The sequence below is a fragment of the Microbacterium sp. genome, from assembly GCF_047972865.1.
Taxonomy (GTDB): Bacteria; Actinomycetota; Actinomycetes; order Actinomycetales; family Microbacteriaceae; genus Microbacterium.
Genome location: NZ_JBKEAY010000098.1, coordinates 1 through 14,738, shown reverse-complemented (window position 1 = coordinate 14,738; position 14,738 = coordinate 1). Strand labels below are relative to the sequence as shown.

The 14,738-nt window shown below is 68.8% G+C and carries 14 protein-coding genes; 2 read left to right on the top strand and 12 right to left on the bottom strand.

The features are described 5' to 3' along the window. The coding region (locus ACK5KK_RS06230) for an ABC transporter substrate-binding protein (RefSeq protein ID WP_416889225.1) at window positions 1–1,297 on the bottom strand (1,297 nt) is incomplete at its 3' end. 232 nt (window positions 1,298–1,529) lie between these two features. Further along, entirely contained in the window at window positions 1,530–2,897 is a 1,368-nt protein-coding gene (locus ACK5KK_RS06225) for an aminomethyl transferase family protein (protein WP_416889224.1), read from the bottom strand. Between the two features lie 123 nt (window positions 2,898–3,020). Here ACK5KK_RS06225 and ACK5KK_RS06220 point away from each other — a divergent pair, with 123 nt between their 5' ends. Continuing rightward, window positions 3,021–3,515 (top strand): MarR family winged helix-turn-helix transcriptional regulator, encoded by a 495-nt coding sequence (locus tag ACK5KK_RS06220; protein ID WP_416889223.1) that lies wholly within the window; start codon window positions 3,021–3,023, stop codon window positions 3,513–3,515. Window positions 3,516–3,562: 47 nt separating this feature from the next. Here the strand turns inward: ACK5KK_RS06220 and ACK5KK_RS06215 are convergent, their stop codons facing one another. The 7 genes from ACK5KK_RS06215 to ACK5KK_RS06185 all read right to left on the bottom strand — a co-directional run bounded on the left by ACK5KK_RS06215 (window position 3,563) and on the right by ACK5KK_RS06185 (window position 10,012). Continuing rightward, window positions 3,563–3,742: a hypothetical protein gene (locus ACK5KK_RS06215; protein WP_416889222.1), complete on the bottom strand. Its 180-nt coding sequence runs from the start codon at window positions 3,740–3,742 to the stop codon at window positions 3,563–3,565. Further along, entirely contained in the window at window positions 3,739–4,656 is a 918-nt protein-coding gene (locus ACK5KK_RS06210; protein ID WP_416889221.1) for a hypothetical protein, read from the bottom strand. Before ACK5KK_RS06210 ends, ACK5KK_RS06215 begins: the two co-directional genes overlap by 4 nt. A gap of 65 nt (window positions 4,657–4,721) precedes the next feature. Continuing rightward, entirely contained in the window at window positions 4,722–6,098 is a 1,377-nt protein-coding gene (locus ACK5KK_RS06205; RefSeq protein WP_416889220.1) for an aminomethyl transferase family protein, read from the bottom strand. 24 nt (window positions 6,099–6,122) lie between these two features. Beyond that, a complete protein-coding gene (locus ACK5KK_RS06200; protein ID WP_416889219.1) occupies window positions 6,123–7,466 on the bottom strand; it encodes an ATP-binding protein in 1,344 nt (447 codons plus the stop codon). Window positions 7,467–7,476: 10 nt separating this feature from the next. Beyond that, entirely contained in the window at window positions 7,477–8,316 is an 840-nt protein-coding gene (locus tag ACK5KK_RS06195) for a methylenetetrahydrofolate reductase (protein WP_416889218.1), read from the bottom strand. A gap of 26 nt (window positions 8,317–8,342) precedes the next feature. Next, a complete protein-coding gene (purU, locus tag ACK5KK_RS06190; RefSeq protein ID WP_416889217.1) occupies window positions 8,343–9,230 on the bottom strand; it encodes a formyltetrahydrofolate deformylase in 888 nt (295 codons plus the stop codon). Window positions 9,231–9,421: 191 nt separating this feature from the next. Then, window positions 9,422–10,012 carry a carboxymuconolactone decarboxylase family protein gene (locus tag ACK5KK_RS06185; RefSeq protein WP_416889216.1) on the bottom strand — a complete coding sequence of 197 codons (591 nt, stop codon included), beginning with the start codon at window positions 10,010–10,012 and terminating at the stop codon, window positions 9,422–9,424. A gap of 173 nt (window positions 10,013–10,185) precedes the next feature. Between ACK5KK_RS06185 and ACK5KK_RS06180 the strand changes: the two genes are divergently transcribed. Then, a complete protein-coding gene (locus ACK5KK_RS06180) occupies window positions 10,186–10,611 on the top strand; it encodes a cupin domain-containing protein (protein WP_416889215.1) in 426 nt (141 codons plus the stop codon). 143 nt (window positions 10,612–10,754) lie between these two features. On the opposite strand, the gene ACK5KK_RS06175 is transcribed toward ACK5KK_RS06180, so the two are convergent. From ACK5KK_RS06175 to ACK5KK_RS06165, 3 genes are read right to left on the bottom strand one after another with little or no spacing between them, the layout of a single operon-like run. Beyond that, entirely contained in the window at window positions 10,755–11,792 is a 1,038-nt protein-coding gene (locus ACK5KK_RS06175) for an Ldh family oxidoreductase (protein WP_416889214.1), read from the bottom strand. A gap of 27 nt (window positions 11,793–11,819) precedes the next feature. Then, complete coding sequence (locus ACK5KK_RS06170; protein ID WP_416889213.1) at window positions 11,820–13,517, bottom strand: thiamine pyrophosphate-binding protein; 1,698 nt, start codon at window positions 13,515–13,517, stop codon at window positions 11,820–11,822. 4 nt (window positions 13,518–13,521) lie between these two features. Beyond that, complete coding sequence (locus ACK5KK_RS06165) at window positions 13,522–14,424, bottom strand: amidohydrolase family protein (protein ID WP_416889212.1); 903 nt, start codon at window positions 14,422–14,424, stop codon at window positions 13,522–13,524. Between the last annotated feature and the right edge of the window lie 314 nt (window positions 14,425–14,738).

The following is a 14,738-nucleotide window of genomic DNA, read 5'->3' as shown; positions in this document are numbered from 1 at the left end:
TCAGCTCGGGGCTCTCGTACCCCGAAGGGTTGAGGAAACCCCGCTCGGCGAACCAGGTCGCGTACCAGTCATAGGGCGTGATCTGGTTGTTGGCGCCGATGCCGAGCGGGTACTGACCGCTCGACCACGTGGAGATGTATTCGGGAACCGGCAGGTCCTGCACCGTGATGTTCACGCCGTCGAGCTGGTTCATCTGGTCGGCGAAGAACTCCACCTGCTGCTTCAGGAAGACCGCTGTGGCGAACGTGACGTCAACGGTGTCGGCACCGAGCATCCGCTGCGCTGCGGCGAGGTCCGCATCGACGTAGCCGACGATGTCGGGGTTGTAGCCGACATCTCCTTCGACGAAGTGCTGTGTGGGCGTTGCGGTGATGCTCGACGACGGCAGGTCGAGTTGAGCCTGCACGTCGATGGCGCTGCACACCGCCTTGCGAGTGTTCACGTCACCGAACGCGCCGCCCGGGGCGCGATCGAAGAAGACGATGTTGTTGCGACCCGCGGGGTACCCCAGAAAGTCGACGTTGCCGCCTTCGAGAATGGGTCGCTGCTCGGTCACTGTGTCGGTCAGGTCGATCTCGTCGCCCAGCAGCGCGGCGGATGCCGCGGAGTCGTCCTCGATGCCGTACAGCACCACCCTGTCGAACCCGACATCCTCACCCCAGTAGTCGTCGGTACGGTCGAACGCCCAGTACGTTCCGTCCTGGGACGCGTCGGGGTTGTACGCCCACGGTCCGGTGCCCACGGGGGTGTCGACGATCGAGCCGTCGGCGATGGCGGCGGGAGAGCCGATGAACACGTTGCGCTGCGTGAGCATCGACATGAACGTCGGCGCCGGGAAGGCGAGATTCAGCCGCGCGGTGAACTCGTCGACGACATCGATGGACGCGACCGCTTGCAGCGGACCGGAGAACTGTCCCGGGTTGTCGCGGATGTACTCCAGATTGGCTTTGACGGCCTCCGCGTTGAACGCGGTGCCGTCGTGGAACGTGACATCCTCTCGCAGCGTGAGGGTGATGGATGCGGCGTCCTGCTCCCATTCGGTCACGAGGTTGGGGAGCACCTCGTAGTCCGGCCCGAGGACGACCAGCGTCTCGTACGGCAGGCGCATGTAGCCGGGTTCGGTGCTCGCGCCCGGTGCCCAACTGCTCGGATCGCCACCCCAGTTGATGCGGACGACGGAGGTGCCGTCTTCCGTACTCGTCGATTCGGCGTCGCTGTTTCCGGAGCATCCCGCCAGCAACAGGATGCCTGCGGTCATCGCCGTGGCGAACGTGCGCGTGCGTCGGGTCGTCGACATCACGTCTCCTCAGTTCGGGGATCTCCTCGTCGAGATCGCTCCCCGGAGAGGGTACGGACAGTTCCAGACATCTGAAACTGTCGGCCGTGCACGCTAAGAATGAGGGTTCGTCGGCTCCTCCCGACACGCCCATTCGCGCCGTACTGCGGATTGTCGGCAAGGCGACGGGCAGTACGGCGCGAATGAACAGACAGGGACCGGCGGTCTGACGGACCGGCGGTCACACACCGGATCAGCGGTTGCCGGACCCCTCGGTCGTCTCGGTGAAGGGACGGTCCATGACCGTGGCCTTCACGGTGGTCTGGGTGTGACGCTCGACGGCGGGGTTCGGGAATCCGCCGTCCGGCTCTCCCCACACCAGTTCGACCTGGTCTCCGGCCTTCGCGTCGACATCGAGCGAGCCCAGCGAGATCCAGCCGCGCACGTTCGACGAGTAGATCGACAGGTTCATCAGGCCCACCAGCTGGCCGGCCTTCTCGACGCGGTCGAACTGCGTCGCGGTGTAGAACGCGGCAGGCATCTCAATGTACTTGTAGCGCTCGGCGCCCGGGTTGTACATGCTCGCGAAGATCTTCGCGACGTCGTCGCGGTCCCACTTGATCCATGCCTTGCGGCGGTGCTGCTCGTCTTTGCGGGCTTCCAGCGCCTCCCGGCCGATGAAGTCGTGGTCGAACTTGGCGATGTGCGTGTAGCCGAGGTCCCACGGTGTGACGTAGTAGTCGTCGATGTTGTCGGACACGAACGACCCGCCCAGGGCAAGGTTGCCCTCGAACGACTTGGCGTTCTGCCACTGCCGGTAGGCTTTGGTGCCTTCCGAGGAGTAGACGGCGGGCAGGGTGTTGGCAATCCAGCCCGACTCGGTCGCCACCGATGCGTAGGCTCGGCCACCGACCTGCGTGATGCCGAACTCGGCACCAGCTTCCAGCAGAGTGTCGCGCACGCCTTCCAGCTCGGAGTAGGGGCCGAAGAACTCCAGGCCCGGGAAACCGGACATGCGGTGGTTGAGCGCGGTGGCGGTGTACTGCCCGATCTTGAACTGTCCCATGTGGAAGAACTTGATTTCCGGCATGGGTCCGCCGTTGACCTTCGCGAAGATCTCGCCGGCGGTCGGCCCCTGCAACTGCAAGCGGTAGAGCTCGCGACCCTTGGGGTTCATGATCGAACGGGCGTCCTTGCGCAGCGTCACGTTCCAGTCGCCGGTCTCGGCGTGGAACTCGACCCACGACAGTGCCGGCGGGCGCCCCACGATGCGCACGACGTTCTCGGCGGTGCAGAACAGGATCGCGTCACCAATCATGTTCCCGTCGGGACCGACCGCGATCAGCTGCTTGGCCTTCATCGGCCCGAAACCGCGGAAGCTGTTCGCGCCGACGTGCTGCAGCAGCGCGTACGTGTCGGGACCTTCGACGATGAGGTCGTTCATGTGGAGCGAGAGGTCCATCAGTGCGGCGGTCGTGCGCCACGACTCCTGCTCGTCGCGCCAGTTGGTGAACTCGGGCTTGACCGGGAAGACGTAGGCGCCCGACCGACCGCTGCGCAGCAGCTGCAGCGGGCCGCCGACGCGCTGGATCTCGTCTTCGAGCGAGAGTGTGTGGGCCATGAAGATCGTCCTTTCACTGCACCGCGTCGTCGCGGCGGATGGGTTTCGCTTTTCGACGATACTTTGAAGTACCTGTAATTGTTTCGGCTTCCGCTAAGGTGAACCGATCGGAACGGAGTCACGATGTCGAGCGACCAGGAGCCCGCCTCCAGTTGGACCACCGGTATCCCCTACCGGCTGTGGCATGTGAATCAGGCGGTGCACCGCCGCGTCGAGAGCGCGATCGCCGAGCTCGGTGTCACCGTGACGCAGCTGGGGATCGCGGTGCACCTGGACGACTTCGGTCATCTCTCGGCATCCGACCTCGCACGCATGTTCCGCCTCACCCCGCAGAGCACGACTCTGGCGCTGGGCCGGCTGGAGAAGGGCGGTTACGTCGAGCGGGTGCCGCACCCCACCCACAAGCGGGTGATCTGGTATGAGCTGACCCGAGCGGGTGTGGACCTGGCCGACCGAGGCCGCACCCGCGTCGCCGCCGTCGACGAGGAGCTGGCCACCGTCCTCGGCGCCGAGGCGAGCGCCGTCGTCGACGCGGCGTTGACCGCCCTCGAGCGCGCCGCCGACGAGGAGGTAGCGCGCCAAACGATGTGGCCGGTGCCGAGGCGCCGCCAGGGCTGACGGGCATGCCACACGGGTCAGGCCGCCGGGGCGCAGGGCTGAGGGGATCAGGCCGTCGCGGGGTCTGACCAGCGCAGTCGCGCGATCCGACGCTCGGTCTCGATCTCGGCCGACGCGGGAGGCTCGGCGATGTCGTCCAAGAGTGCGCGGATGGCCTTCTCGCGCCGTTCACCGTCGATCTCGACGACATCACCGGTGTCGCTGCTCCACACAACTGTCTTGCTCACGGTGTACCTCCATCGATACCGATGTCCATTTTAGCGGTCGTCGCACCGCGCGGGACGTGGCGCGCGGCGTCATACTCGTCGGCGGTCAGACACATCAGCTCGGCGACGCCGAGGATGCGCGCGAGCGTCTCGACGAAGAGCAGATCCTGTCGCAGCAGGCTTCCGGACTGAACCGCGTTGACGGTGAGGATGCCGAACGGGATCGCCCCGGCCCCGACCCGAGCGGTGATGAACGTGCCATAGGCGCGCGCCGCGGCGCCCTCGGGCCTGTCGCGAGCCCAGGCCGCGACATCCTCGACGTACACCGTGGGCCGATGCCCGTCGAGCACGTCCCACACCTCCCGGTCGGCCGTGCCGGCCTCATCGAACGTCGTCGTGAACCGGTCGTCGCGACTGGGGCTGCTGGCCACCTTGTCCGGCCCCATCCGCCGCACCGGCGCCGCCAGATTCTCGACACGGAAATACGCAGCCCGGGCATCGGTCACCCCGACGCCCTCCTTGGTCTGCACCGCCACGGACTGACGAACCCCCGCGATCTCGGTGTCCCGGTCGCCGGGGGCGCGCCGGGCCAAGCCGTCGATCGCGTCGAGCACCTCCCTGACGTTGAATCCGAACAGCACCGCGCTGCGGTCGCGCTCGGCCTTCGCCAGCTCGCGCGCAATGTGCTCCCGATACTCGGCGTACGCTCGATTGCGGCGTTCGGCGCCGGACTTCCACCCCGACAGCACGACACCCGCGAAGACTGCGGCCGCGGCAACCGCCTCCGGCCATGGTCGCCAGCTCTGCGGCACGAAGACGGCGGCGATCGTACCGACCATCGCGATCGCACCCACCAGGATGAGCCACCGCTGCAGCACCGCCGGATTCGTGCGCGCAGGCGTGGGCTCCCCGTTCGCCGCCTCGTGCGTCATCATCCGCCCCCACTCAATCACCGCCGAGCATAGACGACAGCGCCGACGTCGAGAGGGACCCGGCCGGCTCAGTCGGCCCGGTACGAGGTGCGCGCGAAATGATCGTACGGCGAACCGTGCACCACTGCCCGGATGCGCGGAAACCCGAGATCGGCCTCGGGGGCGACCCCGTGACCGGGGTGCTCACCCCAGACGACCTCCACCTCGGTGCCGGGTTCGGCGGCCTCGGCATCCACCAGCGACAGCGACAGCACGCGCCCGAGCGGCCCGATCCGCGAGGTCCAGAACGTCATCCCGACGAGCTTCCCGTTGCGCTCGATGCGGTACCGTCCGTAGCCGTTGAAATACCCGTCGGCCGAGCCGAGCGCCGCGGTGGTGCCAGCGGGGTCCAGCACCAGGGTGACCCGGCGGCGGCGCACCCGATCCTTCGCGTCGCGCAGCGCCTCGCGGCCGATGAAGTCGTGCTCCAGGTGGATGGAACGGCCGTAACCGAGCTCCCACGGCGACACGTAATAGTCGGTGATGTCGTCGGAGTAGAAGCTGCCCGACAGCGGCTTCTTGCCCTCGTACGAGAACGCCGACAGCTCGCGGCGATAGTCGGCCAGACCGGGGTCGGTGTAGATCGCGGGCGTCGGGGTGGGGATCCAGCCGCTCTCCACACCGTTGGTGAAGTACGCCTTGCCGCCCACGGGGGCGATGTCCGCCGGCTCCCCGGCGGTGAGGATCGCCTCGCGGACCGCGTCGTGGCCGGCGAAGTCGCCGATGATCTCGTAGCCGGCCTGCCCCGCCATGCCGTGACGGAGCACCCGCACCGGATGCCCGCCGATCGTCGCGGCGGTGGAATGGAAGAACTTCGTCGCCGGCAGCGGCTCGTCGAACAGACGCTCCCCGACCTCCCCGGCCCGCGGCCCCTGGATCTGGAACCGGAACAGCACCGGGTCGCGGTCGCGGCGCACCGACGAGTCGGGGTCGCAGGTCACCTCGACATCCAGGCCCTCGGCGCGCGCGTGATACGCAACCCAGTTCTGCGACGCCGGCACACCGGTGAGGATGTACCGGTTCTCCGCCTCGCGCAGCAGGATGCCGTCGACGATGATGTTGCCGTCGGCGGCGACCGGCACGAACTGCTTGGCCTGACCGATCGCGAACCGGTCGAAGTCGTTGGCGCTGGTCTGCGACAGCGCCCGGGTCGCGTCGGGCCCCTCGAAGACGGTGTCGAACATGTGGAACGACAGGTCGAACAGGGCGACCGAGGTGCGCCACGCCTGCTGCTCGGCCGACCAGCCCGCGAACTCGGGCTGCATCACGGGAACCGTCCACGGTTCCACTCCCGGCGTCCACAGCAACCGGACCGGCGAGCCGGCGGCCTCAATGGCGTCCTGCAACGTCGGTCGCGCCTGCGAGGCGTCGCCGTGCGGCTTGTGGTCGGTGGCTGCGGTGGTCATAGGGAGCTCCTTCGATCGGTGGGGTCACAGGCGCGCGAGGGCGTCGATGTCTTCCAGGAAGTCGCGCTCCGCGCTCTTGGAGACGGTCGCCCGCGTCGAACGCAGCGCGCGCAGGTAGTCGGCCGTGGTCATGAGGGCGGCGGGGGCATCGTCGCCGGTGACGGTGATCGCGCCCGTCGCCGTCGTGACCGGCACGGCACGCAGCGCCGAGGCCAGCGCCTCCTGCGCCGCCCGCCGGGCCGCATACTCGATGTCGGCGGGGGTGAGCCCCTCGCTCGCGTCCACCAGCAGGTCCCGTTCGATACCGGCCAGCACGTCGGCGGGGATGTAGCGGGCCCAGATCGCCGCCCGCGCTTCCGCGTCGGGCAGCCCGATCGGCAGGACGTAGTCGAACCGTCCGTGTCGGAGGAAGGCGGCATCCAGCGTACGCACGAAGTTCGTCGCACAGATGAGCAGGCGCCCCTCCAGGTCACGGAACTCGGACAGGAGCTTCAGCAGCTCGTTCGTGACACCCTGGGTGGGCGAGGGCGGATCGCCGCGGCGGCGGGAGGCGATCTCTTCGACCTCGTCGATGAACACGACCGCGTGCTCCAACTCGGCGATGGTCTCGAACGTCTGCCGCAGCGCCGACGCGAGGCCCGAGGACGTCTCGGCCAGACGCGACGGGAAGACCTCGACGAACGGCCAGTCCAACCGCGACGCCACGGCCTTCGCGAACGTCGTCTTGCCGGTACCGGGCGGTCCGAACAGCATGACGGCCCGCGGCGGGAGCACTCCGAAGCGCTCCGCCAGCTCCGGCCGGGCCAGCGGCGTGACCAGGCGCTCCTCGAGCAGTTGCTTCTCCTTCGTCATTCCCGCCACGTTCCGCCAGAGGTGGCGCGGCAGGATGCGGCCGCCCACGGTCTTGAGCAGATCGAGCTCGCGGCGCTGCACCGGCAGTGGCCGCTCGAGGTAACGCAGTTGGTGACGCAGTTCGAAACCGTTCTCGCTGAGGTGCGACACGCTGTCGGCGGCGTCGGTCAGCAGCACCGACAGCTTCGCGAGGCCGAGCGCGGCCATCCGCCGCTCGAGCCGGTCGAGCAACTGCGAACCGACCCGTTCGGCATCCGCTCCGCCGTCGGCGTCGACGTGGAAGAACACGATCCACCCCTGGGCGTGGGCGGCCCGGCCCACCGCCGCACCGAGCACGCGGTCGCCGTGCACGGCGACGACGGCGTGGTCGGCATGGCACGAGGCGACGACCTCGGCCAGGGAATACACCGGGGTCATCCCGAGGTCGTGCGCGCGTTCCCACAACCGTACGATGCCGTCGAGATCGTCGTCGTGGAAGTCGCGGACGTGGGCGTGCCCGGCGGGTGCGTTGGTCATGACCGTCCTGTCACCGCGCCCGGAAGTCGCGAATCCACTGGCTCGTGGCGGTCAGCCCCCCGAAGGTGTAGAAGTGCAGATGCACGCGGCCGTGACGCCCCGGGTCGTAGCCGTCGGCGAGCGCGCCGAGGAGCTTGTCCGGGCCCGCCGTGCCGATGAGGTTCGTCAGCGAGAACCCGTACTTCTTGACGATCATCGCGTTCGCACCGATGCCGAAACGACGCGCGAACCCGATCAGCCGCTTCACGCCGGCGGGGCCGGGCACGCCCACCCGGATGGGCAGGTCGATTCCTTCGTCGCGCACCTTCTCGATCCACGACAGCACGGGCGCCTCGTCGAACGCGAACTGGGTGAGGATCGTCCCGGACAGCCCTTGCTCGGCCAGCGACGCGTTCTTGGCGCGCAGGGCATCCCACAGCGCCTCGTCGGGGATGTCCGGGTGGCCCTCCGGGTACCCGGCGATGCTCACGTGCTTCACCCCGTATTGCGGCAGGATGCCCGTCCGGATGACGGTGGCCGAGTCGGGGTAGGGCCCCTCCGGGGTCGCCGGGTCGCCGCCGACGGTGAACACGTTCTCGGATGCCCCGGCCTCCTGCAGCGCGGCCAGGAACTGTTCCAACTCGTCCTGCCCGCGCAGCCTGCGCGCCGAGATGTGCGGCACCGGGACGAAGCCCTCTTCGAGCACGGCGCGGGAGGCGTTCAGTCTCATCGGCAGATCCTCGTTGCCGAGGAAGGTGACGTTGATGCGGGTGCCGGCAGGAGTGGCCGGAGCGGCGGCGCGGAGGTCATCGACATCCTTCCCGGTCATCTCCAGCGAGAAATCGTCGAGCAGTGCGGCGGTGTCGGTCATGTCGGGCCTTTCGGGTGGGGACGGTGTCAGGGCTGGAAGACGATGGTCTCGCGCCCGTGGCGGATGACCCGGTCCTGGCAGTGCCACATGACGGCGCGGGCGAGCACGCCGCGTTCGACGTTGGCGCCGCGACGCTGCAGCTCTGCGGCATCGTCGGCGTGGCCGGCGCGGGCGACGTCCTGCTCGATGATCGGCCCCTCGTCGAGGTCTTCGGTCACGTAGTGGGCGGTCGCCCCGATGAGCTTCACGCCGCGCTCTTTCGCCTTGCGGTAGGGCGCGGCGCCGATGAAGGCGGGCAGGAAGCTGTGGTGGATGTTGATCACCGGCACACCGATCTCGGCGAGGAATCCGGACGAAAGGATCTGCATGTAGCGCGCGAGCACGACCAGGTCGACGTTGCCGCGGAGCAGCTCGATGATGCGCGCCTCGGCGGCCGACTTGTCCGGACCCTGCGAGGGCACGTGCAGGAACGGGATGCCGAACGAGCGCACATCGTCGGCGACCGCGGTGTGGTTGGAGATCACCATGGGGACCGTCATCGCGATCTCCCCGCGGCGTTGCCGCCACAGCAGGTCGAGGAGGCAGTGGTCGCTCGTGGAGGCCAGGATCGCGACGCGCTTGGGTGTGCGATCGGCCAGGCGCCACGTGAGACCGAGACCGGTGCCGAGCGTCGACTCGAGGTCGGCTTCGATGGCGGGGCGCTCGGCGACGAAGCCGTCGATGCGGAAGACGGCGCGCTGGAAGAAGCTGCCCCCTTCGATCCCGTCGTTGTGCTGATCGAGCGACACGATGTTCGCGCCGTGACGGGTGAGCACACCCGTGATGGCGTGCACCAGTCCGGGCCGGTCGGTCCCCTCCACGAGGAGAACGCCCTCGTCGTCCGGGTTGCGGCCCGTCGTCGTCGGTGTGGCCATGCCTACGCCTCCTCGCGTGTTTGAGTTGCCTGAAACAGTAGCCGGGTCGGGATGCCGCCGTGTTTCAGCTTTGCGTGCACGCCGCGTCCGCCGGAGTCAGTCGGTTTCGGGGCCCTGACAATAGTCGCAGTCCTGGCTTTCACAGCACCAGAACTCCTCCGCGACTGCGGCGGGGCGTTCGGTCACGAGCGTCATTTCGGGGCCTTCGCGGCATCCACTTTCGCGTGCCCGCGCACATCGGGGAACGGCGGCGTGCGATCCGGCTGCAGATCGACCTGGAAGGTGTTCAGGCACATCGAGAGCATCGTGTAGTTACCGAGCAGGCCGATGGCGTCGACCAGCTGCTGGTCGGTGAACAGCTCTCGCAGCCGGGCGAAGGTGGCATCCGAAACGAAGTGTGTCGTGAGCAGTTCGACGGCGAAGTCGTGGAACGCCTGCAACTCGGCATCGTCGCCGAAGTCCGGCTCACCCCAGGTGGCCAGCGCGTCGATCGCTGCGGCCGGGACCCCGGTCTGGATGGCCTTCTCGTAGTGCGCGTTCCAGGAGAACTGGGCGTCGAAGTAGCGCGCCGCCACCAGCAGCGAGTACTCGCGGATGCGCGCGGGCATGCTGCAGTCGAACCGTACGAACGCGCCCAGGGACTCGGTGCGCTCGCACAGCTCCGGGCTGTGCAGCCAGACTTTGAAGGGCCCGCCGATCTTGCCGCGCTTGGCGATGATGCGATCGGCGAGCTCGCGCTGGCGGTCGGTCATGTCTTCATAGGGGGTGACGTCCAGTCGCATGGTCTCCTCCAGCGTTCGAGCGATACGAGTCTGACGGCGACGATAGGGGGGCGACCCGGCGCCGACGAGGGGAGAACGGGCAACGTTATCGTGCACCCCCCGAAACGTGGCGCGCCCTAACGTGAGACCGTGCCCGCGGTCGCGGGCGCGCGGCGACCAACCCGGAGGACCCCATGACGACGATCCGCATCTTCCGCGACATCGAGGTGCTCGACCGCGGCGGAGCCGTGCAGACGTGGCCGCTGATCACCAAGCACACCGCCGGCGGCGACAACGAGGTCACCACCGGCATCAGCGTGTACCCGGTCGGGGCGGGGGCGCCGCTGCACTCGCACAACTGCGGTGAGCAGGTGCTGATCCTCGAGGGCGAGGGTTTCGTGGAGGTGCACGACCCGGACGAGGGCGTCATCCGCCGCGACCTCGTGAAAGACGACACCGCATACGTTCCGCGCGACGTGTTCCACCGCTACCACAACACCGGCGATGTGCCGATGCGGATCCTGTGGATCTACCCCGGCGCCTACATCACTCGTACCTTCGCCGACACCGGCCGGACGGTCGAGCACCTCACCCCCGAGGACCAGATGGGCGGTCGCTGACCCCAGCCCGCGCCCGGCCCGCGCCCGGCCCGCGAGACTACACGGGCGCTATCGAGACAGCGCGGTTTACGCGGGGTCTCGATAGCACGGCTGTAGTCTCGCGGGCGGGCGGGCGGGGCAGGTGCGCGGCAGGACGGGGCGGGTCAGGAAGGGGTGGGGAGGGGGATGCCGAAGGAACCGGCGACCTCGGTGAGTTCGGTCCACAACTTGTCGCCGACGGGGATGCCGGATGCCGACCGTGCCGCGGCGGTCTCCGCGCTGCGTTCGCCGGGGACCAGCACCCGTTCCACCCCCTCGGCCTTCGGGAGCGCGTGGATCGTATCGACCGTGGCATCCACCCCCGCAGCGAACTCCTCGGCACCGCCGAACACGGTCGGATCCAGCACGATCAACGTCGCGTTCTGCCGGTGCTTCTTCTGCCCGGCGTGGTACGGCGTGAGAATCGGCGCCGCCACGAGCACGCTCGTGAGCATCTCGAACATGAGCGACAGGCCCGATCCCTTCGCACCGCCCAGCGGCGTCGGAACCTTCGCGACCTCGGGATCGATGGTGGGGGTGCCGTCCGCCGTCGTCGCGGCGCCCTCCGGCAGCGGCGTGCCGGAGCGCTTGTACTGGGCGATCTTGCCCATCGCGATGAGCGAGCTGGCCATGTCGAGCACGACCGGCGCGTGTGCCCCAGTGCCCGGCACGGCGATCGCCAGCGGGCTGGTCGCCACCGACGCACCGACGGCGCCGGTGTACGACATCATCGGCGACCCCGCGGCGATGCCGACACCGACCAGGCCCCGCTGCGCGATCAGCGACGCGTAGTAGCCGATCGCGCCGGTGTGGACGGTGTTGCGCACCGACACGACCGCGGCACCCTCGGTGGCCGCCTTCGCGACGGCGATGTCGACGGCCCGCGTCAGCGCGACGGGGCCGGGCGCGAAGTCGGCGTCGACGACGGCGACCGCCGGAGCGGAGTCGTTCACCGTGATGTTCGGGGTCGGGTTGGCCACTCCGGAGGCGAACATCTCGACGTAGCGGGGCACGCGCGAGACGCCGTGCGAGTCGACGCCGCGCAGGCTCGCCCACACGAACGACGGCGCGGCCGCGGCGGCATCGTCCGCGGACATCCCCGCGGCGGCGAACACGTCGCGGATGAAGGCCTCGAACGCGGCGGATGGGACGGATACAGGCATGAGAACTCCTTACAGATGGTGGCCGAGTCAGCGCGAGACGCTGACGTTGACGACCGCGGTGGTGCCGGCTGTCACGGCCGCGGTGGCCTCGGCGAGCACCCGATCGAGCTGGGCGGGGTCGTCGACGGCCGCGTGGTACATGTCGAACGGGGCGGCGAACGCGCTCAGCTCCGGCTGGGTCGACAGGTCGACGCCGAGGTGGTAGTCGGTGCGCACGGCGGCGCCCTCCGGGTAGAACCGCAGATGGTTCATCTTCATCGACAGGTACTTCTTGTTGTTGAAGATGACGATCAGCACCGGCAGCCCGAGGTCTTTCGACGCCATCAGCGACTGCTCGATCGGGTTGTACAGGAACGCGCCGTCGCCGACGGTGAAGACGACTAGGCCGTCCTCGACCGCGAGCTTCACGCCCAGGGCGACCGCGATCCCCTGACCGAGTCCGCCCTGCACGTAGAAGTAGGAGTCGGGTCGGTCCCAGCCGATGTGACGCTGGACGACGCGACTGTGGGTGATGGTCTCGTCGACGACGGTGGCGCCTTCGGCCCGCACGATCTCGCGCAGCCGCGTGGCCAGGAGGACCGGAGGGATGCCGGGGGCCTCGACGGCCTTCGCTTCGGCGGCATCCGTCGCGGCGGCCCACCGTCCGTGACCGCTGGCCGCGTACGCGGCGCGCGCGGCGATCGTGGGCTGGTCGGCGGTCTTCAGCGTCGCGTCGCGCAGTTGAGCCAGCGTCTCGGGCAGCGCACCCTCCAGGTAGTGGTCGGCGTTGAGCACCTGGTAGACGACGTGGGGGCGCTGCGGCACCTCATCGATGACGATGGTCTTCGCCTTCGCGGGTGTGCGGCTGGGCGGGTAGTACGGCGCGCGGCAGTTCACCAGCAGAATGAGGTCGGCCTCGTCGACGTACGGATCGATCTCGCCGCCCAGATGTAGCGGGTTGTCCTTCGGGAAGTTCGCGCACACCGCGGAACTCGGTTCGATCACGCCGATGCCGAGGCTCTCGCACAGGTCGACGAGGGCGTCGAAGCCGCCGGCCTCGCGGCCGGCCGTCTCGGTGATGACGAGGGGGCGCTCGGCTTCGGCGAGCAGCTTCGCGACCGCGGCGACGTCGTCGGGGGCGCTGAGGCGACGGCCTCGCGCGACGACCTCCTTGCGGACGGGCGGCTCGGTCTGCTCCAGCAGGATCTCCAGCGGCACGTTCAGGTAGGTGGGGCCGGCCGGCGGGCGGGCGGCGAGTTCGCCGGTGTGCTTGACCAGTTCGTAGAGCACGTCCACCGAACCGACCTGCTGGGACCACTTCGTCCACGGCTGCGCCACCGGGTGGGTGCCGCCGACGATGGAGAGGTTGCGGTACCACTGACCGCCGGGATCCTGACCCGGACCGTCACCGTACGTGGTCGACTCGGAGGATGCCACGACCAGCGGTACCCCGGCCAGCAGCGCGCCGTGGACCGCCATCGCCCCCTGCAGCAGCCCCGGGGCCGCGTGCAACAGCACCGCCTGGGTGCGCCGGGTGACCAGGCCGTAGCCGGTGGCCATCCCTCCCGCCAGCGTCTCGTGGGTGAGGTCGATGTAGCGGGGGGCGGGCTCACCGGCATCCTGACGCCGGGCGAACGCCTCCCACGCCGGGGCCCATTCGGACCCCGACGAGCAGAAGACGACGTCCACGCCGAGGTCGCTGAGCGCGTCGATCAGCAGCTCACCGCCGTCGTACGCCTCGGTCATCGGTTCAGTTCTCCGCGGTGTGGGACGCGTTCGCGCCGACCGTCTCGGTCTCGGGGATCTCCCAGTCAAGCACCTTGCAGATGCCCTTGCCCATGATCCACTCGAGCTCTTCCTCCGTGAAGGTGTAGTGCTTGGTGAACTGCTCGATGGTGTCTGTCCACGTCAGCCCATGACCGAGGAGGCGCGTGATGTCGGTGCCCCAGTGCGCGCGCTCGGGGCCCATCTTGTCGACGACTTCGCGCACGTACTTCTCGATGTTGAGGTTCGGGAACGGCGCCGTCGAGTAGCCGGGGATGGCCGAGACCTTCACCGAGATGTTCGGGTAACGGTGCAGGTCGGCGGTCTCCTGCACCCAGTAGCCGATCGCGTCGTCGACGCAGCGGGCCATGATGCCCATGTGGTCGATGATGAGCTTCAGGTCGGGGTGCTTCTCGGCGATCTGACCGAGCTCCGCCTTCCAGATGGGGGCGTGCACCATGGTCGGGATGCCGAGCTTTTCCGCGATCGGCCAGTACCAGTCGTTGGTGCCGTCGATCATCCAGTTGCGGTCCTGCGGGCGGTGGAAGGTGAGGCGGGTCCCCAGGATGTGCGGAGTGTCCTTGTACTCGTGTAGCAGCCGCTCGCCCTCTTCGGGGTCGTTCTGCGGGATGCGCGCCATGATGCCGAACCGGCCCGGGTACTGCTCGGCCGCTTCGAGGGCGTAGTCGATGCGGTCGCCCTCCCATGACGGCGGCAGGATGAGGGCCCGGTCGACGCCGGCCTCGTCCATGAGCGAGTTGGCTTCCTCCGCGAGGAACGCCTCCTCCCGGTGGCCATTGAGACGGATCCGCTCGCGGGCGCCGGGCACCCAGGGACGATCGGGCGTCTCTTCCTTCCCGAGGTGGATCTGCGAGTCGACGATGAACACGGGACTTCCTATCGGTCGGCGGGGCGCTGCGGATGCGGTCTCGTGGCCGACCCGTCCGGCGCGGTATTTCCAGTGCTTGCGACGCTAACCGCGCCCCGCCGACTGATCCAGACGCCCGCCCGCATGATTAGCTGAACCGATCCGCCCCGCCGCCCCTGTCCCCTCACCCGCCCTCCCGCCCGCCCCCCGCGACCGCATGACCCGCGACCGCATGACCCGCGAGACTACAGGGGCGGTATCGAGACAGTGCGGATTACGCGGGGTATCGACCACGCGGCTGTAGTCTCGCGGGTCATGCGGGGCCGCCCTCGGCG

Bases quoted from the DNA above. Each gene is read 5' to 3' on its own strand.
- ACK5KK_RS06210 (WP_416889221.1), bottom strand. From the start codon at position 4,656: ATGATGACGCACGAGGCGGCGAACGGGGAGCCCACGCCTGCGCGCACG.
- ACK5KK_RS06180 (WP_416889215.1), top strand. From the start codon at position 10,186: ATGACGACGATCCGCATCTTCCGCGACATCGAGGTGCTCGACCGCGGC.
- ACK5KK_RS06175 (WP_416889214.1), bottom strand. From the start codon at position 11,792: ATGCCTGTATCCGTCCCATCCGCCGCGTTCGAGGCCTTCATCCGCGAC.
- purU (WP_416889217.1), bottom strand. From the start codon at position 9,230: ATGGCCACACCGACGACGACGGGCCGCAACCCGGACGACGAGGGCGTT.
- ACK5KK_RS06225 (WP_416889224.1), bottom strand. From the start codon at position 2,897: ATGGCCCACACACTCTCGCTCGAAGACGAGATCCAGCGCGTCGGCGGC.
- ACK5KK_RS06185 (WP_416889216.1), bottom strand. From the start codon at position 10,012: ATGCGACTGGACGTCACCCCCTATGAAGACATGACCGACCGCCAGCGC.
- ACK5KK_RS06205 (WP_416889220.1), bottom strand. From the start codon at position 6,098: ATGACCACCGCAGCCACCGACCACAAGCCGCACGGCGACGCCTCGCAG.
- ACK5KK_RS06170 (WP_416889213.1), bottom strand. From the start codon at position 13,517: ATGACCGAGGCGTACGACGGCGGTGAGCTGCTGATCGACGCGCTCAGC.
- ACK5KK_RS06195 (WP_416889218.1), bottom strand. From the start codon at position 8,316: ATGACCGACACCGCCGCACTGCTCGACGATTTCTCGCTGGAGATGACC.
- ACK5KK_RS06200 (WP_416889219.1), bottom strand. From the start codon at position 7,466: ATGACCAACGCACCCGCCGGGCACGCCCACGTCCGCGACTTCCACGAC.
- ACK5KK_RS06220 (WP_416889223.1), top strand. From the start codon at position 3,021: ATGTCGAGCGACCAGGAGCCCGCCTCCAGTTGGACCACCGGTATCCCC.